The 23079-nt window shown below is 69.9% G+C and carries 21 protein-coding genes; 14 read left to right on the top strand and 7 right to left on the bottom strand.

The window, feature by feature from the left end:
* Nucleotides 1–12: 12 nt before the first annotated feature.
* On the bottom strand, nt 13–330 hold the full coding sequence (locus ACFQ91_RS02250; protein ID WP_198499706.1) for an XRE family transcriptional regulator: 318 nt from the start codon (nt 328–330) through the stop codon (nt 13–15).
* Nucleotides 331–572: 242 nt separating this feature from the next.
* On the opposite strand from ACFQ91_RS02250, the gene ACFQ91_RS02245 reads away from it, so the two are divergent.
* Nucleotides 573–1415 (top strand): hypothetical protein, encoded by an 843-nt coding sequence (locus tag ACFQ91_RS02245; RefSeq protein ID WP_198499705.1) that lies wholly within the window; start codon nt 573–575, stop codon nt 1413–1415.
* A 3-nt stretch (nt 1416–1418) separates the two neighbouring features.
* On the opposite strand, the gene ACFQ91_RS02240 is transcribed toward ACFQ91_RS02245, so the two are convergent.
* The gene (locus ACFQ91_RS02240) at nt 1419–3341 is read right to left on the bottom strand and encodes a bifunctional sugar phosphate isomerase/epimerase/4-hydroxyphenylpyruvate dioxygenase family protein (RefSeq protein ID WP_198499704.1); all 1923 of its coding nucleotides are present in this window, start codon (nt 3339–3341) and stop codon (nt 1419–1421) included.
* Nucleotides 3338–4699: an MFS transporter gene (locus ACFQ91_RS02235; protein WP_198499703.1), complete on the bottom strand. Its 1362-nt coding sequence runs from the start codon at nt 4697–4699 to the stop codon at nt 3338–3340. The genes ACFQ91_RS02240 and ACFQ91_RS02235 overlap by 4 nt, the downstream gene beginning before the upstream one ends.
* A gap of 152 nt (nt 4700–4851) precedes the next feature.
* Here ACFQ91_RS02235 and ACFQ91_RS02230 point away from each other — a divergent pair, with 152 nt between their 5' ends.
* Nucleotides 4852–5577, top strand: a complete 726-nt coding sequence (locus tag ACFQ91_RS02230) for an IclR family transcriptional regulator (protein ID WP_232623711.1) — start codon at nt 4852–4854, stop codon at nt 5575–5577.
* Nucleotides 5578–5579: 2 nt separating this feature from the next.
* The gene (locus ACFQ91_RS02225) at nt 5580–6443 is read left to right on the top strand and encodes a shikimate dehydrogenase (protein ID WP_198499701.1); all 864 of its coding nucleotides are present in this window, start codon (nt 5580–5582) and stop codon (nt 6441–6443) included.
* 6 nt (nt 6444–6449) lie between these two features.
* On the opposite strand, the gene ACFQ91_RS02220 is transcribed toward ACFQ91_RS02225, so the two are convergent.
* Nucleotides 6450–7040 carry a DedA family protein gene (locus tag ACFQ91_RS02220; protein WP_232623710.1) on the bottom strand — a complete coding sequence of 197 codons (591 nt, stop codon included), beginning with the start codon at nt 7038–7040 and terminating at the stop codon, nt 6450–6452.
* A 417-nt stretch (nt 7041–7457) separates the two neighbouring features.
* Here ACFQ91_RS02220 and ACFQ91_RS02215 point away from each other — a divergent pair, with 417 nt between their 5' ends.
* The 8 genes from ACFQ91_RS02215 (at nt 7458) to ACFQ91_RS02180 (ending at nt 18528) form a co-directional block, all read left to right on the top strand.
* Nucleotides 7458–7913 (top strand): hypothetical protein, encoded by a 456-nt coding sequence (locus ACFQ91_RS02215; RefSeq protein WP_198499700.1) that lies wholly within the window; start codon nt 7458–7460, stop codon nt 7911–7913.
* Nucleotides 7825–9342 carry a HAMP domain-containing sensor histidine kinase gene (locus tag ACFQ91_RS02210; RefSeq protein ID WP_232623709.1) on the top strand — a complete coding sequence of 506 codons (1518 nt, stop codon included), beginning with the start codon at nt 7825–7827 and terminating at the stop codon, nt 9340–9342. Before ACFQ91_RS02215 ends, ACFQ91_RS02210 begins: the two co-directional genes overlap by 89 nt.
* The gene (locus ACFQ91_RS02205) at nt 9339–9998 is read left to right on the top strand and encodes a response regulator transcription factor (protein ID WP_137825808.1); all 660 of its coding nucleotides are present in this window, start codon (nt 9339–9341) and stop codon (nt 9996–9998) included. The genes ACFQ91_RS02210 and ACFQ91_RS02205 overlap by 4 nt, the downstream gene beginning before the upstream one ends.
* Nucleotides 9999–10151: 153 nt before the next feature.
* Complete coding sequence (locus tag ACFQ91_RS02200; protein ID WP_198499699.1) at nt 10152–11381, top strand: glycosyltransferase family protein; 1230 nt, start codon at nt 10152–10154, stop codon at nt 11379–11381.
* Entirely contained in the window at nt 11371–12738 is a 1368-nt protein-coding gene (locus ACFQ91_RS02195) for a glycosyltransferase family 4 protein (protein WP_232623708.1), read from the top strand. The genes ACFQ91_RS02200 and ACFQ91_RS02195 overlap by 11 nt, the downstream gene beginning before the upstream one ends.
* The gene (locus tag ACFQ91_RS02190; protein WP_211978722.1) at nt 12735–13919 is read left to right on the top strand and encodes a glycosyltransferase family 4 protein; all 1185 of its coding nucleotides are present in this window, start codon (nt 12735–12737) and stop codon (nt 13917–13919) included. The genes ACFQ91_RS02195 and ACFQ91_RS02190 overlap by 4 nt, the downstream gene beginning before the upstream one ends.
* Nucleotides 13916–15841: an ABC transporter ATP-binding protein gene (locus ACFQ91_RS02185; RefSeq protein WP_211978723.1), complete on the top strand. Its 1926-nt coding sequence runs from the start codon at nt 13916–13918 to the stop codon at nt 15839–15841. Before ACFQ91_RS02190 ends, ACFQ91_RS02185 begins: the two co-directional genes overlap by 4 nt.
* Nucleotides 15838–18528 (top strand): hypothetical protein, encoded by a 2691-nt coding sequence (locus tag ACFQ91_RS02180; protein WP_211978724.1) that lies wholly within the window; start codon nt 15838–15840, stop codon nt 18526–18528. The genes ACFQ91_RS02185 and ACFQ91_RS02180 overlap by 4 nt, the downstream gene beginning before the upstream one ends.
* 37 nt (nt 18529–18565) lie before the next feature.
* Here ACFQ91_RS02180 and mgrA read toward each other — a convergent pair whose 3' ends face one another.
* Genes mgrA through ACFQ91_RS02165 form a run of 3 tightly spaced genes read right to left on the bottom strand, consistent with a single transcriptional unit; the run spans nt 18566 to nt 20565 of the window.
* Nucleotides 18566–19606: an L-glyceraldehyde 3-phosphate reductase gene (gene mgrA / locus ACFQ91_RS02175; protein WP_211978725.1), complete on the bottom strand. Its 1041-nt coding sequence runs from the start codon at nt 19604–19606 to the stop codon at nt 18566–18568.
* Between the two features lie 47 nt (nt 19607–19653).
* On the bottom strand, nt 19654–19980 hold the full coding sequence (locus tag ACFQ91_RS02170; RefSeq protein ID WP_137825802.1) for a 4a-hydroxytetrahydrobiopterin dehydratase: 327 nt from the start codon (nt 19978–19980) through the stop codon (nt 19654–19656).
* A gap of 39 nt (nt 19981–20019) precedes the next feature.
* Nucleotides 20020–20565: a CGNR zinc finger domain-containing protein gene (locus ACFQ91_RS02165; protein WP_211978726.1), complete on the bottom strand. Its 546-nt coding sequence runs from the start codon at nt 20563–20565 to the stop codon at nt 20020–20022.
* A gap of 26 nt (nt 20566–20591) precedes the next feature.
* On the opposite strand from ACFQ91_RS02165, the gene ACFQ91_RS02160 reads away from it, so the two are divergent.
* The 3 genes from ACFQ91_RS02160 to ACFQ91_RS02150 all read left to right on the top strand — a co-directional run bounded on the left by ACFQ91_RS02160 (nt 20592) and on the right by ACFQ91_RS02150 (nt 22988).
* Entirely contained in the window at nt 20592–20828 is a 237-nt protein-coding gene (locus tag ACFQ91_RS02160) for a hypothetical protein (protein ID WP_211978727.1), read from the top strand.
* Between the two features lie 238 nt (nt 20829–21066).
* Nucleotides 21067–21804, top strand: a complete 738-nt coding sequence (locus ACFQ91_RS02155; protein ID WP_198499692.1) for a GntR family transcriptional regulator — start codon at nt 21067–21069, stop codon at nt 21802–21804.
* Complete coding sequence (locus ACFQ91_RS02150) at nt 21801–22988, top strand: anhydro-N-acetylmuramic acid kinase (protein ID WP_198499691.1); 1188 nt, start codon at nt 21801–21803, stop codon at nt 22986–22988. Before ACFQ91_RS02155 ends, ACFQ91_RS02150 begins: the two co-directional genes overlap by 4 nt.
* Nucleotides 22989–23079 lie beyond the last annotated feature (91 nt).

Raw genomic sequence — 23079 nt, 5'->3', positions numbered from 1 at the left:
TCGTCTCCGGGCTCAGACGTCGTCGGCGCCCGGAGTTCCGCCTTCGTTCTCCCAGCGTTCGACGGCGCGGACCTTGAGGCGGTTGAACTTCAGGCGCACACCGTAGCCGCCGTCGCTGTCATCGGGGATGAAGCGCGCACCGTAGTGCTCGAGGGCGAGGATGAGTCGCCGCTCCTGTTCCGCGGTGAGATCGTCGCGGCACTTCTCGTAGTCCTTGAGGTCGGCCTTCTCGATCTCGGCCTGATCGGCCACATCCTTCGCCGAGACCTGGCACAGGATGCGGGCGGCTCGGGCGAGGGGGCCGTCGATGATGATCTCTTCGCTGCTCATGCCCTAACCCTGCCAGACGGACGAGGAGACTGCCAAGGCGGCTGTCACCCCTGGTGAGACCGTCCGCGAGGCCGCGAAGCCGCAGAATATTCATGTGTCAGTGAATCCGTCATTCATTGACGTTCGAATCACGCTGGATCATGTCGTGTCAGTGCCGTCGCTTACCGTCGACGTCACCTTCCTGGCCGCAGGGGTCAGGACCGACGCACCGCACCCGCGGTGCCTGACGGAAGGTCAGACCAATGGAGATCACGACAGACAGCGTCCGCCGACTGGTCGAGCACTGCCGGGGGCTGCTCGATGGCGTGCCGGGGGAGAGGCCGCCGATCGGCTATCCCGCCAGCCTCGCACTCTGCCTCATCGACGCGATCTATGCGACCGGGTCCCATCCCACGGCGGTCGCGCACATCATCGCCCGGTACGTCGCCCGGCACGGGTTCGTCGACGGCGCGAAGTCCCTGCGCTACTCGATCGCTGCCGCAGGCGGATCGCGAGCATGGGCGGAGACCGTTGCCCACAACCTCAAACCCGCGAACACGCACCCCGGGGCACCGCTCAAGGCGGAGGTCGTCAACCAGGCGACCCGGCTCATGGCCGACCACGACATCGAGACGGTCCCCGATCTGCTCTCCGCGGTCGCTGCGGATCCGGCCGACAACGCCGTCATCAGCGCGTGGCGGACCCTGCCGAGCCAGAGCTCGGCCGTGACGTACTTCCATCTGCTCGCCCTGGCCGGATCCGATCATCTCCAATCGGATCGTGCCGTCCTCCGGCATCTCACCGAGGTTGTCGCCGACGGTGCTGAACGCGATGCCGGCAATGCGGAGTCCTCCGGTGCTGAGAGTGGTGCTGCCCCCGACATCGGCGTTCCGGTGGCACCCGATGGCGGCGCTTCCGCGATGGAGATGGAATCTCCGAACCGCGAGACCTTGCAGCCCGATGAGGCGCGAGAGCTCATCGCCGAGGCGGCCGGGCTCCTCGGACTCGGCACCGGCGAAGTCGGACGGCTCGTCTGGCAGGCGGCGCATCGGAGGATCCTGGCGGTGACTGAGCCGCACGCGGTGCTCGCCGAGGCGAAGGTGTGAGGGTCAGAGGGGAGAGCTGAGGCGATGCTGGGCCGCCAGGCGCACCGGCGCGTTCGGAGCTCCGAACCCTGAGTACGCGCCCGTTCGCTGCACCATCTCGAAGAAGACGGCACCGGTCGTCGACGTGTAGAAGTGGAGAAATTCACCGTGCGCGTCTTGATCGTAGAGGACGTGATGGTCGCGCAGGCGCGCGAGCAGGTCCGCGGGCAGAGCGAATCGTGCGTCCAGGTCGTCGTAGTAGTTGTCGGGGATGACCAGGAAGTCCAGGCCGCGTGCTCTCGCGGTCGAGGCGGCGTCGAAGATGTCGTCGCAGGAGATCGCGATGTGTTCGGGGTGTTGGGCGGCCACGGTCGGCGAGAGACCGCCGAGCTTCGATCCGGTGGCTGCCTGGGGTGCCACGTTGAGCGGCATGCGCACGGAGTCGTCCGCGTTCGACATCACCTGGGAGCGAACCAGGCCGGTGGGGCTCGGCAACTCCTGAGCGGTCTGGGCTCGGAGGTCGAGGAGCGAGGTGTAGAAGAGGACCGCCTCGTCGAAGTGCTGTGCGGGCTGCGAGAGGTTGATGTGGTCGATCGCGGACCGGCGGTCGTCGCTCACGGTGCCGAACTCTGCCGTCCACCCAGGGGTGTCTCCGCGGTCGGTGTGGAAGAAGACCTCAGACCCGTCGGGTGCGAACACCCCGCGCAGGACTGCGTCATCGTGCGTCTGCCTCCTCGGCACTTCGGCGGCGAGCAGGAGAGAAGCGCGGTCCATGGCGGCTTCCGCATCACTGACGGAGAAGCCGATGCCGCGAAGGAACGTCAGCGCGTGGACGGTCGAGGCGCTGTCGATCTCGGAGACGATGATGCGTGCACTCCCGCGCTGCCACAGCTGGACGTGTGGTTTGCTTCGGTGATACCCGGTGAAGCGGAAGTCGAGCTGATGAAGCTGACGGGTGACCGCCCCGAGATCGGTCGTGGAGATCTCGGCGAAGTCCACGCCGTGCGGCTCGGCGACCTCGGGCAGCTGACGCAGGTCGATCCGTCCCCGGTCACGGGAGCCGTCGGCACCACTGGGACGGGATTGCTCCCCGTCGGTCACGACTCCGTGCGCCGGAGCGACGGCGGCGGCGCGGAGGTCCGCGGTCGTCGCTTCGAGCCATCGCAGCGAGCGCAGGCCGTCGACGGCCGTGCGGTCGGTATCGGATTGCCGGAACGAATCATTGAACACCTCGAGCGACACCGGGCCGCGGTAGCCGCTGTCCACCACCCGAGCGAGGAAGTCCGGCAGGTCCCAGGCCCCTTCGCCGGGGAACACCCGGTGATGCCGTGACCAGCTGAGGACGTCCATGGTGAGCGCGGGAGCGTCGGCAAGCTGCAGGAAGAAGATCTTCTCGCCGGGAATCTCTGCGATGAGGTCGAGGTCCGTGTCGCGGGAGAGGATGTGGAAGCTGTCGAGGCAGGTGCCGATGCGGGGATGGTCCGTTCGCTCCACGATCCGCCAGGCGTGGTCGTACTCGGAGACGAATCGCCCCCACGCAAGCGCTTCGTACGCGACATCGATGTCGAACTGCGCGGCGAGGTCCCCGAGGCGGTGCAGTTGCCCCGCTGCGACGGCGTCGTCGGAGATCGTCGCCGTGCCGACGTTCGAACACAGCAGCATGGTGCCGATCCCCAGGCGTCGCATGAGCGTGAACTTCGCGTGTGCCCGGTCGAGATTGGCTGCGAACTGCTCCTCGTCGACGCCTTCGAAGTCTCGGAAGGGCTGGTAGAGATCGAGGGTGATGCCGAGATCGCCGGCGAGTTCCCGGACCGCTTCCGGTGACAGGGGACTGACGATGAGATCCTGTTCGAAGATCTCGACGCCGTCGAATCCTGCGCGACTCGCAGCCCGGAGCTTCTCCTCGAGAGTTCCGGACAGACAGACGGTGGCGATCGATGTCCTCACTTCTCCTCCTTCGTCCGGGCCGGCGGTTCTGCTGAGACCCCGGCCCGCGCTTCGTGCAGTTCATCGATGTCGGTGAGCGAGAGGTTCTTGGTCTCGCCGGCAGTCAACGCGACCAGGGCGACGAGGAGGCACACTCCGGCTGTGACTGCGGCGACGGACACCCAGTTCTCTCCCGACGCACCGGCGACAGCCGAGGCCAGCGCCGGAGCCAGGCCGCCCGAGACGGCGAATCCGATCTGAGTGCCGAGGGCGAGGCCGGTGACGCGGACGGATGTCGGGAACATCTCTGCGTAGAACGACGGCCAGATGCCGTTGGCCATCGAGTAGAAGCCTCCGGCCATGAGCGCGCCGGTGACGAAGATGAGCGTCCAGTTGCCAGCCGAGACGGCCCCGAGATAGGGGAACATCATCAGCCCGGAGCACAGCGCACCGATGATGAAGACCGGCTTGCGGCCGACGCGATCGGCGAGGGCTGACGCGACGGGAATCGCCAGGAGCGCGACCGCGTTGGCCGTCACCGACACGAGGAGCATCGTCGAGCGCTCAAGTCCCACGATCGAGGTGGCGAACGACAGCGACCAGACGGTGAAGACCATATTCACGGTGTTGACCATCGCACACGCCGCAACGCGCAGGACTGCGGTTTTGTGCCACGTGAACACCGCCCGCAGCGGTGGGCTGCTGGGCCGTGCCGCCTTGAACGCCGGCGGTTCCTCGAGGCCCCGGCGGATCAGCCAGGCGGTGAGGACGACGACGGCTGACAACCAGAACGGCACCCTCCATCCCCAGCTGAAGAGCTGGTCGTCGGGAAGGAGAGCGGTGAAGGGGATGAAGACCGCGGTTGCGAGGAGAGTGCCGAACTGCGTCCCATGCAGGGTCCATGCCGTGGTCCACGACCGTCTGGTCTCCGCCGCGTGTTCGAGGGAGACGGAGATGGCGCTCGCCTGCTCGCCCGACGCGGAGAGTCCCTGCACGATGCGGCAGAGGACGAGCAGGATGGGAGCGAGAATGCCGACCTGGTCGTAGGTCGGCAGACAGCCGACGATGAACGTCGAGATGCCCATCATGAACAGCGTGAGCATGAGAACGAACTTGCGCCCGTACCGGTCGCCGAGCGGACCCATGATGAGGGCGCCGAGCGGACGGACGACGTAGGCGACGCCGACGGTGGCCATGGCCAGGAGGATTCTGATTCCCGGCTCGGTCGACTCGGGGAAGAAGAGGACATTGAGGACGAGGGCCGCCGCGGTCCCGTAGACCGCGAAGTCGTAGTACTCGAGCGCTGAACCCGTCCAACTGGACAGCGCCGCTCGCAATGGAGTCTTAGTCGGGCGAGCTTCGCCGATCGCGTGTGCCATGCTTCCTCGCATTGTTGTATTGCCACAATATGGCAGTTGCTGTTACATTATGGATTACAGTGTGACCGAGGCGACACCGACTGTCAATGGCGCAGTCGTCAGCTCAGCAGACGAGGAGGGGCACGCAGATGCCGGCCAAAGGATCGAACTCCGTGACGAAGACGTTCGAGATGCTCGAACTCCTCGGCGAATTCTCCGACGGGATCAGTGCCGCGCGGGCCGCTGAGATCACGGGCTACCCGTTCAGCACCGCCTATCGACTTCTCGGGGGCCTCGTCGAATCCGGGTACGCATCATTCGATGCGCACTCGAAGCTCTACACGCTCGGCATCGAGGTCTTCAGGCTCAGTCAGAAGGTCGCGCACCGTCGTGGACTCGACGGTGCCACGAAGGACCTCCTCCGCGAGCTCACCGTCTCGACGGGCGAATCGAGCATCCTGTCCGTGCGCCGGGGTGATGCGGCACTCACGGTGGTGGCTGTCGACGGCCCCCAGTTCCGCACGACAACCGATCCCGGCGATTATTCGCCGTTGCACACCTCGTCCCTGGGCCAGATCATGCTCGCCTACGATTCCGACCGTGATGCGTCCATCGAGCGACTCGACCTCAGTGCGCGGACCCCGCGATCGATCACCGACCCCGGTCAGCTGCGTCAGCGGCTCGACGAAGTGCGCTCACACGGTTGGGCCGGACAATCGGAGGAGAATGACATCGGCATGAACGCGGTCGCCGTCCCCGTCCTCGATCTCGACGGACGGCTGCTCGCGGCACTGGCCTTGGCCGCCCCGGTCTTCCGGCGCTCACTCGAGGATCTTGTCGCTCTCACACCAGAACTCACGACCACTGCGGCTGCCATCGCCGCCCGACTCCCGAGGTGACCATGCCCCTGCCTGCGACAACCCCGGTCCGCTCCCTGCTGCTCGGCCTCATCGGCGACGGCATCACAGCGTCGCGGACACCGCGGATGCACGAGCTCGAAGGGGCTCGTCTAGGTGTTCCGACGATCTACCGTGCTGTCGACACAGCCCAGCCCGCCGTCGCCTCGGCGTCTCTCGAGGATCTCCTCACCGCGGCGATCCGCCTCGGGTTCGACGGGCTCAACATCACCCACCCGTTCAAACAGGAGGTGATCAGCCTTCTTGACGAGGTGTCCGAAGAGGCGCGGAGGATCGGGTCGGTCAACACCGTCGTCATCGACCGCGACCGTCGCACTCGCGGCCACAACACCGACGTGACCGGTTTCGCCCGCGGATTCGATGCGGGCCTCGCGGGAGCCGACCGGAAGCGCGTCGTGCAGATCGGGGCCGGTGGTGCCGGGAGGGCGGTCGCCTTCGCGCTGGCAGCGGCGGGAGTCGGCGAACTCGTCATCGCCGATGTCAGCGAGGAGCGGGCGCGGGCACTGGCCGCGGACGTCGGCGACGCTGTGCGGGTCGTCGCCCTCGGCGAGATCGGGCCCGCTCTGTCGGTCGCCGACGGGCTGGTCAACGCCACCCCGGTGGGAATGCGCGCCCACCCGGGCAGTCCCGTCGATGCGGCGCTGCTCCGGCCGCAGCTGTGGGTCGCCGATGTCGTCTACCTCCCATTGGATACTCAGCTCCTGCGGGACGCCCGCGCGATCGGCTGCCGCACCCTCGACGGGTCGGGCATGGCGGTGAATCAGGCTGTCGACGCCTTCGCACTGTTCAGCGGGATGACCGCAGACCCGCAGCGGATGCGGGAGACGTTCCTCAGCCTCGGGCCGTGAACAGGCTCAGTCCTGCGACTTCGCCTTGCGGTTCTCCTTGATGACGGCGAAGACGAAGATGCCGGCGATGAGCGCCAAGGTCACCCACAGCGAGTACTTGTCGATGACGGAGAGCACGGAGACGGCCGCTTCGCCGAGCTGATAGCCGAGGATCGTCCAGATGAGCGTGAAGATCAGGCACCCGAGGAAGTCGGCGATGAGGAACAGCGACAACCGCATCCTCGTCCACCCGGCGACGATGTAGACGAGGGTGCCCGGCACACCGGGGCAGCGGGCGATCATCGTCATGAGGAAGAGCGCCCAACTGGGAATCGAGCGCAGGCGCTCGATGCGGGCCAGCTGGCGATCGTTCTGGGCGAAGAGACGGAGCACGCCGTCGGCCCACCGGCGACCGGCGAGCCAGAACGCCCAGTTGAACTTCACCATCCCGACGAACCCGGCGACGATGACGAGCCACAGCGGGATCTCCCCGACGGCGGCATAGGCCCCGGCGGCGACGATCGCGGTCTTCGCGCCGTTGATGAACTCCTGGAGGACCGGTGCGTTGACGAGCATCCACGGCCGCAGCGGCAGCAGGGCGAGGTAGATGACGGGCACGCCGATGATGATGAAGAGGAGGAACTTGTCGAGCGGCTTGGCTCTGCCCTGCCAGGGCGTGATCGCCGCCCACGGGTTCTCCTTGCGGGTGCCCTCAGCGGACGGGGCCTGCGCCTCAGGTGCCCGCGTCTCCGAATCCCGCGCCTCTGACTCCTGCGTCTCGGATTCGGGAGTCGCCGCTGCCTCGGACCCCGCGGCAGGGTCGGCAGCCGGTCGGGCGAGTTCGTCGTCGGGACGGCGGTCTTCGCTGATGGGGGCTCCTCGGTGAGGCTCGATTCGGGGCGCTCTCAGTATCGCACGCCCTCCATCTGCGCGCCTAAGACCTGCCCGCCTGTGACGATGAACTCCGGCTGACTAAGAAGACTCTCATTGCCGATCGCTCGACAAAGCGCGTGCGCCTTGGGCAGGGTTGATGGTGTGGGGAAGCAATCGAGTGTGCTCAGCGCGGTCGTCGCCGGACTCGTCGTCGTCCTGGCCGGTCTCGCGTTCATCATCGTGCGCAGCACCTCGCAGTCCGAGACCCCCGACCTCACCCCGATCCAGGTCTCGCCGAACTCTGCGGAGTCCGCGGCTCCCGACGGTGCGGCAGCGGCCGAAGGCGACCCGGACACCTCCGTCGATGACGGCACCGAATCCGGAGGCGGGGGATCCGGTGCCGGGGCCGGAGGCGACAATGCCGGCCGCGCCGACGGCGGAGGCGGCAGCGGCTCCGGCCAGATCGAGCACTCGTACGAACCCGCTCCCAACCCGCCGCGCGAAGTCCCCGCCGACGGCGACGACGGCGATGACGATGCCGACGACGACGACGATGATGACGACGACGGCGACGATGATGATGACGACGATGACGGCGGTGACGATGACGACGACTGATCGTCGCATCCGACTCACCGTCGAGAACCGACTGACGATCGCCGTCTCCGTCCTCTCCGTCCTCGCCCTGACGATCGTCGGCGTGGTGCTCTACTCCGTCGAGTCGAACAACGTCTCGAACCGGATCTCCGGGTCGATGAATCAGGAAGTCGCTGAGATGCGGTCGTTCGCGAAGACCGGAGTCGACCCCGAGACCGGTCAGCCGTTCACCTCGGTCGACCAGATGCTCAGCCAGTTCCTCGCCCAGAACCAGCCGGATTCCTACGAATCCCTCTTCGCCTACCTCAGCGACGGCCGCGTCCTCTACCAGGGCGAACCGGACACCCTCCTCGGCGGCTCCCGCGCCCTCGAAGACGCGGTGTCGCGGGTCGCGACCGACGGCGGGGAGATCGAACTGCAGATCGAGGGCAACGACTACGAAGGCTACGTCCTCCCCGTCTCAGCGGTCGCCTCGGCGAACGACGCAGCAGGGGGAGCACCTCCGCCGGCGAGCGAACACGGCTCCTTCGTCGTCGTCCACAACGTCACCGCGAGCCGCGCCGACCTCATCCAGTTCATGCAGATCTACGTCATCGTCGCGCTGCTGGCCGCCCTCATCATCTCCGGGATCTCCTCCGTGCTCGCCCGCCGCCTCCTCTCACCGGTCACCCAGCTGCGTCAGACCGCGCAGTCGATCTCCGGCGGCGACCTGAGCAACCGGCTCGAGACGCGCGGCAGCGACGACATCGCCGAACTCGGACGCACCTTCAACGCGATGCTCGATCGGCTCGAAGCGGCCTTCGAGACCCAGCGCCGCTTCCTCGACGACGTCGGCCACGAGCTGCGCACCCCGCTGACGATCCTCAGCGGACACCTCGAGACGATGAACTCCGAGGACGTCGCCGATGTCGACGAGACCCGTGCACTCCTGCTCGACGAGACCGACAGGATGACACGGCTCGTCGAGGAGCTCCTCGTCCTCGCCCGGTCCCGCCGTCCCGACTTCGTCCGCCCCGAATCCGTCGACGTCTCCGCGCTCCTCCACGGGGTGCTCGCGAAGGCGACCGGGCTCGGTCCGCGGAACTGGCAGGTCGAGATCACCGACCTCCCGGTCCTCACCGCCGACCGCCAGCGCCTGACCCAGGCGCTCCTCCAACTCGCTGCGAACGCCGTCGATCACACCGAGGCCGGCCAGACGATCACGTTCGGCGCCTCCGAGGACGCCGCCGACGTCCACCTCTGGGTCCGCGACGACGGAGAGGGCGTGCCCGCCGAGATCGCCGACGAGATCTTCGACCGCTTCAACCGCGGAACCGCCGACGGCGACGGGTTCGGGCTCGGCCTCTCCATCGTCGACGCGATCGCCCGCGCCCACGGCGGGACCGTCACCCTCGACCCCACCGAGGTGGGAGCCCAGTTCCGTCTCACCCTGCCGAAAGGACGCCAGTGAAGAGAATCCTCGTCGTCGAGGACGAAGCGCGCATCTCCTCGTTCATCGCCAAGGGGCTCGGTGCCGCGGGCTTCAGCACGGAGATCGCCGCCGACGGCCTCACCGGACGCGACCTTGCGATCACCGGGGACTTCGATCTCCTCGTCCTCGACATCGGCCTGCCCCGACTCGACGGCTTCAGCGTCCTCGAGCAGCTGCGCGACCAGCGCCCCACACTGCCCGTCCTCGTCCTCACCGCCCGCGACAACGCCGAGGACACGATCTACGCCCTCGAATCCGGGGCCGTGGACTACATGATCAAACCCTTCCGCTTCGGTGAGCTGCTCGCCCGGATCCGGCTGCGCCTCAAGGAGACCGTGCAGGAGGCGCCGACGACCGAGCTCGTGCGCGGGGACGTGCGCATCGACCTGCTCAGCCGGCAGGTCTGGGTGCGCGAGCGCGTCGTCGACCTCTCCGCCCGCGAACTCTCACTGGCCGAGATCCTGCTGAAGAACCGCGGCAACGTCCTCTCCCGCGAACAGCTGCTGTCCCATGTGTGGGGCTTCGACTTCGACCCCGGCTCCAACGTCGTCGACGTCTACGTCGGCTACCTGCGCAAGAAGCTCGGCTCTGACTTCGTCACCACCGTCCGAGGCTTCGGCTACCGCGTCGACTGAGCGGCACCGCGAAACCTGTGGGCACCCACTGGAAACAAGTCTCCTGATCCCATCGATTGGCCTTCTCGGCCCTCCCACCTCGGAGAACGTTCCTAAGACGGTTCTCATCTGCGTCTCATCTCGGCCTTAATCTCAGCGACGAAGCTGGGAACCATGACAGAGAACCTGAGAATCGCGCTCTTCTCCCATGACTCACTGGGACTCGGGCACCTCCGCCGCAATCGGGCGCTCGCCTTCGCGCTCGCCGCGCAGCTGCCCGAGCGCACCGGACGTCCCGTCAGCGGACTCCTCATCGCCGGCAGTCCCGAGGCCGCCCGCTTCGACCTGCCCACTGGGTGGGACTGGGTCATCCTCCCCGGCGTCACCCCTGCCCCCGGCGGCTATGCGCCGCGGGCGCTCGCGGCGACGATGGACGGACTGCGCAGTCTGCGGTCGGCGGCGATCACCGCCGTCCTCGACCAGCAGCAGCCCGACCTCTTCATCGTCGACCGGCACCCCTTCGGCGTCGCCGGGGAGCTCGCCGAGGTGATCGACCACGTCCGCGCCCGCGGCACCCGCACCGTGCTCGGCCTCCGCGAGGTCCTCGACGCCCCCTCCGTCATCGCCGCCGAGTGGGAGCGAGTCGGCGGCCCCGGCAGCGTCGCCGCGGCCTTCGACGAGGTCTGGGTCTACGGCGATGCCGCCGTCTACGATCCCCGCGCGACCGGGGAGGTTCCTGCTGAACTCGCCGAGATCGCGACGCTGACCGGCTACCTCGCGCTCGCCCGGCAGGAGGCCGCGACCCTCACCGGGCTGCCGGACGCCGATGAGCCCTTCGTTCTCACCTGCCTCGGCGGGGGCTCCGACGGGGCGGGCCTCGCCGAACGCGCGATCGCCGCGACCCCGCCGCCCGGGCACACCCACCTCGTCGTCGTCGGTCCCCAGATGGACCTGCCCGAGGTCGAGCGCCTGCGCGACCTCGCCCGCCCGGACACACAGATCCTCCGGCATACCGCCGACATGCCCGGACTCATCGCCCGCGCTGCGGCACTCGTGTGCATGGGCGGCTACAACACGCTCTCGGAGGTCATGGCCACCCGCACCCCCGCGCTCGTCGTCCCCCGGGTCGGCCACCGCGAGGAGCAGCCCCGGCGGGCCGCGGCGCTCGCCGCCGCCGGAGCCCTCGACACCTGCGACCTGAACGAGGCGATACCGGAGTTCCTCACCGCGTGGTTCGCCCGCCGCGCCGGGACGCAGTCGTCCCGGGACCACATCGACCGCGACGGTCTGCGCACCGTGGCCGCTCTCGCCGCCGACCTCATCGATGCCGCCGCCGTGCCCGCCGTCTCCGCGCTCGCCCACTCCCGTCCGACGCTGACCGAGGAGGTCCGCTGTGCCGTCTGAGACCGCCCTGACCGTGGCGAACCCCCACACGCGCGTGGGCTACGTCCTCAAGATGTACCCCCGGTTCTCCGAGACGTTCATCGTCTCCGAGATCCTCGCCCGGGAAGCCGCCGGAGAGGACATCGTCATCTTCTCGTTGCGCCCCTGCACCGACGCGCGCTTCCACCCGGAGCTCGCCCGCGTCAAGGCCCCCGTCGTCCACGTCGGACGTTCCTCGAGCGCCCGCGGCTTCTGGGAGGTCTGGCAGGAGGCGACGGCCGATCCCGGTATCGCCGCCGGTGCCGCCGACCACCTCGGCGAACTCCTCGCCCTCGACCACGATGACGCAGGTCAGGCGCTCACCGTCGCCCGGCTCGCTCGCGAGCACGGGGTCACCCACCTGCACGCGCACTTCGCCTCGGTGTCGACGACGGTGGCCCGCGCCGCCTCCCAGCTCACCGGCATCCCGTACTCGTTCACGACGCACGCGAAGGACATCTTCCACAACAGCGTCGAGGCCTCCGACCTCGCCCGCAAGACCGCGTCCGCCGACCATGTCATCGCGATCAGCGACTTCAACCGGGACTACCTCGCCCGGACCCTCGGGCCCGAGCTCGCCGAGCGGATCACCGTCGTGCGCAACGGCCTCGAACTCGACCGCTTCCCGTACCGGCCGCACCGGGACCGGGCGGAGGTCCCCGCGCTGCTCGCCGTCGGCCGCCTCGTCGAGAAGAAGGGCTTCGGCCATCTCCTCTCCGCACTCGCCGTCCTCCGCGACACGGGGCTGCCGGTCCGGCTCGACCTCGTCGGCACCGGCCCGCTCGAGGCCGACCTCGCCGCTCAGGTGCGCGGACTCGGACTCGACAACGCCGTGACGCTGCACGGCGCCCTGACCCAGCAGGAGGTGCGGGAGATGTTCGACACCCACGACGTCCTCGTCGCCCCCTTCGTCGACGGCTCCGACGGCAACGTCGACGGACTGCCGACCGTCCTCCTCGAGGGCATGGCCGCCGGCATCCCCTGCGTGGCCGGCAACGTCACCGCTGTGCCCGAGATCGTCAGCGACGGTCAGACCGGGTGGCTCGTCGACGGGACCGATCCGACCGCGATCGCCGCCGCCGTCGCCGAGGTGGTCCGGCGGGCCGTCGCCGACCCCGCCTCGCTGACCTCCGTCACCGATGCCGCGCGGGCGCGGGTGTGCGCCCTCCACGACTCCCGAGTCCAGGCCGCCGAGCTGGCCGCCCTCATCGGCAGGGGCGAGGCTCCCGTCTCCGCCGTGACGGCACCAGACCGCAGCGACGACGCCCCCGGAGGCGACGTCTGCGACGGTGCAGCCCTCGACGGCGACACCCTCGACGCCTGGGAGCGTGCCTCATGAGAATCGCCTACATCCTCCTCGACCCCGGCATCGGGATCTTCGGCACGAAGGGCGCGAGCGTCCACGCCCAAGAGGTCATCCGCGCTTTCCGCCGGCTCGGCCACGAGGTCACGGTGTTCTGCACCCGCACCGACGACGCGATGCCCGGCGACCTCGCCGACCTCGAGGTCGTCCGCCTCGACCTGCCTCCGGGCCTCGACCGGGGCTGCCGGGAGATCGCGCTGCTGCGGGTCTCCGACCTGCTCGCCGATCTCGTCGCGACCCGCGGGGGCTTCGACCTCGTCTACGAGCGGTACTCGCTCTTCTCGACCGCGGGCGCGGCGCTCAGCGACCGCCTCGGCGTTCCCCTCATCCTCGAGGTCAACGCGCCGCTCATCGAGGAGCAGCGCACCCACCGCGGACTCGTCCACACCGAGCATGCGCAGCGCTCGACCGCCGCGAGCTTCGGGCGGGCCGCGCGGATCGTGTGCGTGAGCGACGCCGTGGCCGACTGGGTGCGGCGCGACTATCCCGGACTCGCCGAGGTGGTCGTCGTCCCCAACGGGGTCAACACCGACCGCATCGCGCCCGGGACCCCCGACACCGCCGTCCATGACGCCGACCCAGCCGTCCGCGGCACTGTCCCGTCGGCTCAGGCACCCGTGCGCATCGGCTTCGTCGGCACCCTCAAACCGTGGCACGGCACCGACCGCCTCCTCGCGGCGTGCGCGGACCTCGACGGGCCGTTCCACCTCGACATCGTCGGACACGGACCTGAGGCCGAGGCGCTCGCCGCCCAGGCCGAGCGCCTCCGCTTGGGAACCCGCATCACCTTCCACGGTGTCGTCGCCCCGGCCGACGTGCCCGCCCACCTGCGGCGCTTCGACATCGCCGTCGCCCCGTACCCGGCCGGCCCGAACTACTTCTCGCCGCTGAAGATCTACGAATACCTCGCCGCCGGGGTGCCCACCGTCGCATCGAGGGTCGGATCGATCCCCGAGCTGCTCGCCGGCACGGACGCCGGAATCCTCGTCGCCCCCGACGACATCGCCGCACTCACCGCGGCGCTGCAGACCCTCCTGAACGATCCCGCCCGGCGGACGCGGATGGGTCGGGCCGCCCGCGCCGAGGCGATCGCCCGCCATTCCTGGGAGAGCCGGTGCCGTGACATCCTCGCCCCCGTCCTCGTGGAGACCGCATGACGTCCCGAACCATTCCGAGCGCCAGCGCCCTCAAGCGGACGCTGACGATCATCCGCCCCCACCTCGGCCGGCACAGGTGGCTCATCCTCGCCGGCCTCGCCGCGCTGCTCGCCGACGTCGTCTTCCGCATCCTCGAGCCGTGGCCGATCAAGATCGCCGTCGACGCCGTCACCGCCGCCCTCGGCGCTGACATCGCCCCGAGCCTCGGCATCGGCTCCGGGGTGGCGACGACGCTCGTGGCCGCGGCGATCGGTCTCGCCGTCATCGTCGCCGGCCGCGCGGTGACGAACTACGCCTCGACGATCTGCTTCGCCCTCGTCGGCGCGCGGGTCGCGACCCAGCTGCGCTCCCGGGTCTTCGACCATGTCCAGGCGCTGTCGCTGAAATACCACTCGAAGGCGTCGATCGGGGACACCTCGCAGCGCCTCGTCGGCGACATCGGCCGCCTCCAGGAGGTCGCCGTGACCGCGGGGCTGCCGCTCGTCGGCAACGTCATCACCCTCGCCGTCCTCCTCGTCGTCATGGTCGTCCTCGACCCGGTGCTCTCGGCCATCGTCCTCGCCACCGCCGTCGTCTACGGGCTGCTCTCCCGGGTCGCGACCCCGAAGATCACCACCGCCTCCCGGTCGACGCGCAAAGGCGAGGGCCACCTCGTCGGATCCGCCGCCGAGGCGCTCGGCGCCATCCGCGTCGTCCAGGCCTACGGACTCGAGGGGACGGTGGCCACCGAATTCGCCAACGGCAACGAACGCGCGCTCAAAGCCGGGGTGCGCGCCCGCCGGCTGGCCGCGGGTCTCGAACGCTCCACGGACGTCCTCGTCGGCGTCTCGCAGGCCCTCGTCCTCGCGTTCGGCAGCTACCAGGTGCTGCGCGGGGCGATGACCCCGGGCGACCTCGTCCTCTTCCTCCTCTACCTCAAGATCGCGATGAAGCCGCTGCGCGACATGGCGAAGTACACGGGCCGCATCGCCCGGGCCACCGCCTCGGGGGAGCGCATCGCCGACCTCCTCGACGAACCCATCGAGATCGACGACCGCCCCGATGCGGTGACGATGGGACCCGTCGCCGGCGATGTCGTCTTCGACGGCGTGACCTCCCGCGACGGACACGGCCGTCGCCTCTTCGACGACCTCAGCCTGCTCATCCCCGCCGGGGAGAGGATCGGCATCCTCGGTGCCTCGGGAGCCGGCAAGTCGACGCTGACGAGCTACCTGCTCCGCCTCAGCCAGCCCGATGCCGGGCACATCTACCTCGACGGATACGACACGCGCAACGTCACGCGTGCGTCCCTGCGCGGCAACGTCTCCGTCCTCCTCCAGGAGTCGGTGCTCTTCGCCGTCAGCGTGCGGGAGAACATCCGCTACGGTCGCCTCGACGCCACCGACGCCGAGGTGGAGGCGGCGGCCCGTGCCGCCCGCGCCGACGAGTTCATCCGGGAGCTGCCCGAAGGCTATGACACGGTGCTCGGCAACCGCGGGGACACGCTCTCCGGTGGGCAGCGGCAGCGCCTGGCGATCGCGCGCGCCCTCGTCCGGTCGGCCCCGGTCGTCGTCTTCGACGAGGCGAGCACGGGCCTCGACCCGGCGACCCGGGCGCAGGTGACGGAGGCGCTGTGGGATCTCACCGAGGGGCGCACCGGCATCGTCATCACCCACGACGCGGCGATGGTCCGCGGCCTCGACCGCGTGGTCTGGCTCGAGGACGGCCGCATCGTCGAGGACGGCTCACCGGCTGAGCTCGCGGCCGATCCCACGACGCGGGTGGCGGCATGGCTGCGCGATCAGGCGGAGGAAGCGAACCCGCAACAGAGCGCCGAGGCGGACGCCCCCGTCGCGTCGGGCACCGTGACCGGGCACTTGCCGACCGCTCACCCCGCACCGCCGGAGCACCGTCCGGTCGTGGGAACCGGAGTCCGCCGATGACCGCGGTCGACGCAGCCCTCGCTGCTGCCGCGACGCCGACGGCACGGGCCGGTTCGGCGGCCGCGTCCGTCGACGCATCCTCAGGCATGGGGATCCCCTTCCTCGATCACCTGCGTGAGGCGGCGGCGCTCAGTCGACTGCTCGGGTTCGCCGCCCGGCCCGTGCGGCTGCGCGTCAAGCCCGGTCGCAGCGCCATCGTCGCCTGGCGGCGGGACGACGTGCCCGGCCTGGCCGGATGGGGCTGGGCGACGGTGATGAGCGACCCCGACAAGCTGGCCAACCTGCGGCGGCGGGCGGATCGGCGCAGTCAGCCCCTGCACGTCCACGCCATCGTCACGGACCTTGGCGGGTTCGCAGGTCACGACGCTGCGTCGGCAGCTCACGACGCCGCGTCGGCGGTTGACGATGCCGCGCCGGGACGGGACCGGCCCGCGGAGGCACGCGAGTTCACCCTCCTCAGCGGGGGAGTGCTCGGGGATCCGAAGCTCGGAGCATCGCTCGCGCGGGTGCGCGGTGACCTCGACCTCGACGCGTGCACCGTCGTCGGCTACAACCCGGCCAGGCGCCTCCTCCTCGAACACGCCGGCGAATTCGTGCGGATCGGCACGGACCCCTACCAGCGGCTGCTCACCGCCGCCGAGGACTGGCAGCGGCGTGGGCTGCCCACCCTGCCCGTCACCCGCCTCGGCGCGGATGCCACGGCAGTGCGCTCGCCGTGGTGGGGCGATGGCGACCTCGCCGGGCACCCGGATGCGCAGATCGCCGAGGCGGTCGGCCGCACCATCGCCGCCCTCCACCGCCGCAGCGTCGCCGGCTCTCACGACCGCACTGTCGCCATGGTCGACCGGCGCACTGTTGCCGATGTCGACCGTGCGGGGGCGCCGAATGCGGGTGCTCTCACCGTCGGCGATGCCTCTGCGATGCTCGATGACACCGTGGGCACGCTGAGCCGGCTGCTTCCCGATGCCGAGGTCGCACGCGCGGGACGACTCGCACGCACCATCGCCGCAGAGCTGAGCTCGACCGACCGGAATGGGGCTCTCACGGAACTCTCCGACATCCACGGTGACCTCAGTCCGGACCAGATCCTCGTCGGCGGCGGGGACTTCCGGATCATCGACCTCGATCGAGCCGGCGTCGGACCGATCGGCATGGACCTGGGTCGGTGGATCGCGGCGTGCCGCCTGCGCGGTGACGCCGCCGGGCGGAGGCTGGAGACCGGATTCCTCCGCGGATACGGTGCTGCTGCGCTGGGCCCCGTCCCTGGCACCGTGTCGCACGCCGCCCCTGACACCGGCACCGGGGAGGCGGCGTCGGAGGAGGAGGTGGTCGCAACCACAGCGCGTCCGCCACGGATCGCCGGAACCGACATCTGGGCAGCCTGGGCGCTGCTCCTCACTGCGGTCGAGCCCTGGCGCACCTGCCGTCCCGCCTGGCGCGAGCACACCGAACGGCACCTCGACCTCGCCGAGGAGGCGCTGGAGAAGCAGCCTCAGCCCACTGTCAGCACTCGGCCCGGCTCCGCACCGATCCCCGCGACCATCCGCATCGACGGGACCGAGGTCGACATCCGCCGGTCGTGGCCGGCGAAGAAGGGCCGCATCGCGTTCGAAGCGACGACAGCCGACGGCATCCGCGCTGGGTTCCTCGACCCGACGCCCCGGGGCACCCCGCACGTCGGCACTCGAGCGACACCGCATGCCGGCACCGGAGAGACACCGCTCGGCGACAACCGTGAACCATCGCACTCCGGTTCCCGCGAACCCTCACCCGTCGGCACCCGACCGACAGCACCGCCCACCGCGGCAGTGACACTGCTGCCGGCCGGCACTGACCCGGATCTCCCCGGCCTCGCGCGGCTCCTGGACGGCCCGACCGCCCGCGGCAACCGGCTCGTCTCCCACCGGCCGGGACGTCGAGCCGTCGTCGCTCTCGCCAACGGCACCTTCGCGAAATGCGTGCGCCGCGGGAAGGCCGGGGCGATCCTCGCCGGGCAGGACAGGGCCCTCGCCTTCGCCGCCGGGTTCACCCTGCCGCGGGTGCTCGATGCCGACGATGCGACCGTCCTCCTCTCTCGGGTCCCCGGGGTCGAACTCCACGACCCGAGGGCACTCGGCGCGCACTGGGAGCGGGCCTGGACGGACTGCCTCGGCGCATGGGACCGCGCGGACGCACAGGCGCTTCCGGACTCGATGCCCACTCACACGGCCGACGATGAGGCCGGTGTCCTCGAGGACTGGCGGGACCGGTCCGACGGTCTGCTCGGCGGACTCGCCGAGCGCTTCGATGCGCTCCTCGCCGAGGTGACCATGCAGCTGCGCGCTTCCGCTCGCCCGCTGCGGTGGGGGCCGGTGCACCGCGATCTTCACGACAAGCAGCTGATGTGGGATGAGGCTGCCGGTCCTGGTCTCCTCGACGTCGATACGGCCTGCCGTGGTGAGCGCGAACTCGATCTCGGCAACCTGTCCGCCCATGCGACATGGCGGCGCGCGCAGGGGATCTGGTCGCCCGCCGAGGCGGCGGCCGTCACCCGTGCGATAGCCGGGGTCACCTCGGCAGGAGGGTACGACCGGTCACGACTTCGGCTCTACGAACGCGCGAGCCTCCTCAGGCTGGTCTGCGTCTACGCGTTCCGCCCGCGATGGGCCGCACGGACCGGAGCGCTGCTCGACGCGGCCGCGGAGTGAGGCCGCCGACCCGGCGCAGCGGCCGGGCACGGGAACGTCAGTCCTGCGTGCTGCGGCGGGCATCGCCCCAGATGTCGACGCCCGAGTCGATGGCGAAGGAGTCGATCGCGGCGAGCTCGTCATCGGTGAAGGGGCCCGCGCTCAGGGCGGCGACATTGTTCTCGAGCTGATCGACGCGGCTGGCGCCGATGACGAGCGAGGAGACGCGCGGATCACGCAGCGCCCACGACAGGGCCATCTGCGCGAGAGACTGACCGCGCGCCTCGGCGATGTCGGCCAGTCCGCGGATCCGGTCGAGGTTGTCCGCGGAGAGGAATCCGTCCTTGAATGACGGGGTCTCCTTCCCGGCGCGCGAATCCACGGGCACCCCGTCGAGGTACTTGCCGGTGAGCAGGCCCTGGGCGAGCGGGGAGAAGGCGATGACGCCGAGGCCCTCCTCGGCGGTGGTGTCGAGGAGGTGGTCGTCCTCGATCCAGCGGTTGAGCATCGAGTACGAGGGCTGATGGATGAGCAGCGGCGTGCCGAGATCGCGGGCGATCTGCGCCGCCCGCGCCGTGTCGGCGGCCGAGTAGGAGGAGATGCCCGCGTAGAGGGCGCGACCCGAGCGCACCGCGGTGTCGAGCGCGCCGATCGTCTCCTCGAGCGGGGTCGTGGCATCGGGGCGGTGCGAGTAGAAGATGTCGACGTAGTCGAGGCCGAGGCGACCCAGCGACGCGTCGAGGCTCGAGAGCAGGTACTTGCGGCTGCCGCCCGGCCCGCCGTAGGGGCCCGGGTGCATGACCCAGCCGGCCTTCGTCGAGATGATGAGCTCATCGCGGTAGCGACCGAGGTCCTCACGCAGCTGACGACCGAAGTTGATCTCGGCCGACCCGGGCGGCGGTCCGTAGTTGTTCGCGAGGTCGAAGTGCGTGATGCCGAGGTCGAAGGCCCGGCGGACCAGTGCGCGCTGCTCGTTGAACGCGACGTCGTCGCCGAAGTTGTGCCACATCCCCAGCGACAGGGCCGGCAGCACGAGTCCGGAGCTCCCGACTCGGCGATAGGTCATCGACTCGTAGCGGTCATCGGCAGCGGTGTACACGGATCGTCTCCCGGGAGTTGGTGACAGGCGGTCGCGTTCAGCTTAGGTCACGAGGATTGTCCGTTGCGATCGGCGGAGATGTCCGCACCTGCGGCGATGTCGCTGAACGTCGCCGCCAGCTGAAGATCCCGCTCCGTCACCGCGCCGGTGTCGTGGCTGGTGAGCACCACCTCGACGACGGGGTAGGTGAGAGTGATGTCGGGATGGTGGTTGGCCTCCTCGGCAGCGGCGCCGAGGCGGTTGACGAGATCGAGTCCGGTCGCGAAGTCCCCGGTGAGGTACTTCGCGGTGATGCTGTCCGAGCCGCCCTTCCAATCGCTCAGCCCCGCCTCGGCGAGCTTGTCCTGCAGTTCCTGTCCTCTGTATTCAGCCATGGCACCATGCTAGAAAGACATCGCCGGGACGGAAACCCCTCAGGCGGAATTCCCTGCGCCCTTCGCGCGGTGGCGGCGGACGGCGTCGCGGTTGGCGCAGCGGACCGAGCAGTAGCGCTGGCGGCCGTTGCGGGTGATGTCGACGACGACGTTGTCGCACGGGTCGCCAGGGCTCAGGCCGGCCGCGCAGCGACCCAGCCGGTGCATGCCGCGGGTCGTCAGGTGCAGCGCCGTGCCGACGCAGATGACGGCGCGCAGGACATGGGCCAGCGACTGGTTCGAATCCCGGTAGTGGAGGTGCCAGCCCTCATCGTCGTGGTCGACGAGACGCGGGTAGGCCGCGGCATTCGCCATGATCGCGTTGAGGATCTCCGCCCGGCGCTGAGGGTCGGCGGCGTCGACGACCGTCAGCCACTCATCGATGACGGCGCGCGTGTCGCCGAGGTCGGTCGGCGTCGGGTCGAAGCCCATCGTCATCCCGAACTCCCGGGTGCGCGTCTCGATCCCATCGCGATCACTCGGCCAGTCGTCGGCGAGTGACGCCGCCAGCAGCACCGCGTATTCGCCGTAAGGGTTGAGTTGCATAAGACCATTACACCAGGGTGGACAGCATGGACACCAGAGCAGGACGTGAGACCCGCGCGACTCGTGACAACGGCGCCGCCGTCGGGGGTTATGCCTCCGCCGGCGACTGCGAGCACGGCTGGCAGACCGAGTCGCAGCACCGCGTCTCGACCGGGCTGATCGTCTACGTCCGCTGCGCGCGCTGCGGGGCGCGTCGCGTCGACCGCCTCGGGGCCGGTGCGCTGGTGCCGAGCGGGCTGAGCCGGGTCGTCGCGCCGAGGTGAGGCGCGCCTGCTGGGGTGACACGCGCCGGGCTGCTCGCCGAAAGTCGATTCGGCCACGACTAGTCACCGTGCAGAAACACTTTTCGCCGCCATCCGGTCTGCGTGTCGAACTTTTCGCAAGCATTCGTGCTTTTCGCCGGCAGTGCGTCAGCGGCGTCACACCCCGTCGCGCCCCGCCGCGCCCCCAAAGTAGACCAGTGGTCTTGATTTCGCGTGTGAGCTGTGACTCAATGGGGGAGTGACGAAATTCCACTCGATTCGGGATCAGCTCCTCGATCGCCTCGACGGCATGGCCGCCGGAGAGCAGTTCCCGCCCGAGCGCCAGCTCGCGCAGCAGCTCGGCATCTCCCGGATGACCCTGCGCCGGGCCCTCGACGACCTCGTCGCGAAGGGTGTCGTCCGCCGGCGGCATGGGGCCGGGGTCTTCGCCCTCGGCCCGAAGTTCGACCAGCCGCTGGCCGCGAGCTCGTTCACCGAGGACATGCTCGCCCGCGGACTGCATCCCGGCTCCCGGGTGCTCTCCTTCGACCGCGGGGAGGCCGGGGCGCACATCGGACGCAAGCTCCACCTCGGCGAGGGGGACGAGGTGCTGACGATCCTCCGCCTGCGCCTCGCCGACGATGAACCGATCGCCCTCGAGGAGCTCCACATCCCCGCCGCGCGCGTGCCCGGACTCGTCGCCGCCGACCTCGTCGACGCCTCGTTCTACGAACTCCTCCACACCCGCTTCGGCATCGACCTCGCCCACAGCGTGCAGACGATCGAACCGACGCTCCTCGACGAGGAGGAAGCGGACCACCTCGGCGCCCCGCTCCAGGCCCCGGCCCTGCTCTTCGAGCGCACCTCGCGCAGCGCCGACGAGGTGCCCTTCGAATTCGTCCGCTCGGTCTATCGCGGCGACCGCTACAAGGTCCGCACCGAACTCACCGTGCCCGTCCGCCCCGAGGGCAGCGCCGCCGAGGGGCCGCGACCATGATCATCGCCGGCCTGATGACGGGCACCTCGGCCGACGGACTCGACGTCGTCCTCGCCGACTTCACCTACGACCCCGCGGTTCCCGACGACCTGTCGGTGCGCCTCCTCGCCGCTGTCGAGGTCCCCTTCGACGCGGACCTCCACGCCGACATCCTCCGCCTCCTCGAGCCCGGCGACATTCCGCTCGCCCTCGTCAGCGACGTCGACGGCCGACTCGGCAGGATGGCCGCCGAGGCGCTCGCCGAGGTCTGCGCGAGAACCGGCGTCGTCCCCGACCTCGTCGTCTCCCACGGTCAGACAGTGCGCCACGACGTCGTCGACGGTGAGGTCTCATCGACCCTGCAGCTCGGTCAGCCCGCCTGGATCGCCGAGCGCCTCGGCGTCCCCGTGCTCTCCGACGTCCGCTCCGCCGACATCGCCGCCGGCGGGCAGGGCGCCCCGCTCGTCGGGATCCTCGACACGATGCTCCTCGGCGCGGTGACGAGCCCGACCGCGCTGCTCAACCTCGGCGGAATCGCGAACCTCACCGTCATCGCCCCCGACCGTGCGCCGCTCGCCTTCGACACGGGCCCGGCGAATGCGCTCATCGACGTCCTCGCTCGCCGCATCACCGACGGTGCGCAGTCCTGCGACGTCGGCGGCGCCCTCGCCGCGAGCGGCCGGGTCGATGAGGCCCTGCTCGCCGACCTCCTCGGCGACCCCTATTACCGGCGGCCCGCCCCGAAGTCGACGGGCAAGGAGCTCTTCCATGCCGCCTACCTCGACGGACATCTCGCAGCCCACCCCCACCTCGGCGCGGTCGACGCCATCGCCACGGTCACGGAGCTCACCGCCCGCACCATCGCCGAGGCGGCCGGCAGTCACGGGGTCACCGCGGTCATCGCGTCCGGGGGAGGGACCCGGAATCCGACGCTCATGGCCGCCCTCGACACCGCGCTCGGCCCCGGCGTCGCGCTCGAGACGACCGATGCGGCACTCGGCCTGCCCGAGGGCGCGAAGGAGGGACTGCTCATGGCGCTCATCGGCTGGCTGAGCTGGCACGGCCTGCCGTCCACCGAACCGAGCCTGACCGGGGCAAGCCGACCGAGCATCGCCGGCCGGCTCACCCCGGGATGGAGACCGCTCGCGCTGCCCGCACCGCTGCACCGAAGACCCCGACGGATGCGCATCGACAACCGGACCTGACGCCGGCCCCGGCAGGTCCGAAAGCACCAGCCGCCCCGACCGCAACCACTTCGACCGCCAACCACCCGCCAACCACCCCACCGCAACCCCC

This window comes from Brevibacterium sp. NPDC056726, assembly GCF_042790515.1.
Classification (GTDB): Bacteria; Actinomycetota; Actinomycetes; order Actinomycetales; family Brevibacteriaceae; genus Brevibacterium; species Brevibacterium sanguinis.
The sequence above is the reverse complement of the archived record's forward strand: the minus strand, read 5'-3'. Positions and strand labels throughout refer to the sequence as shown.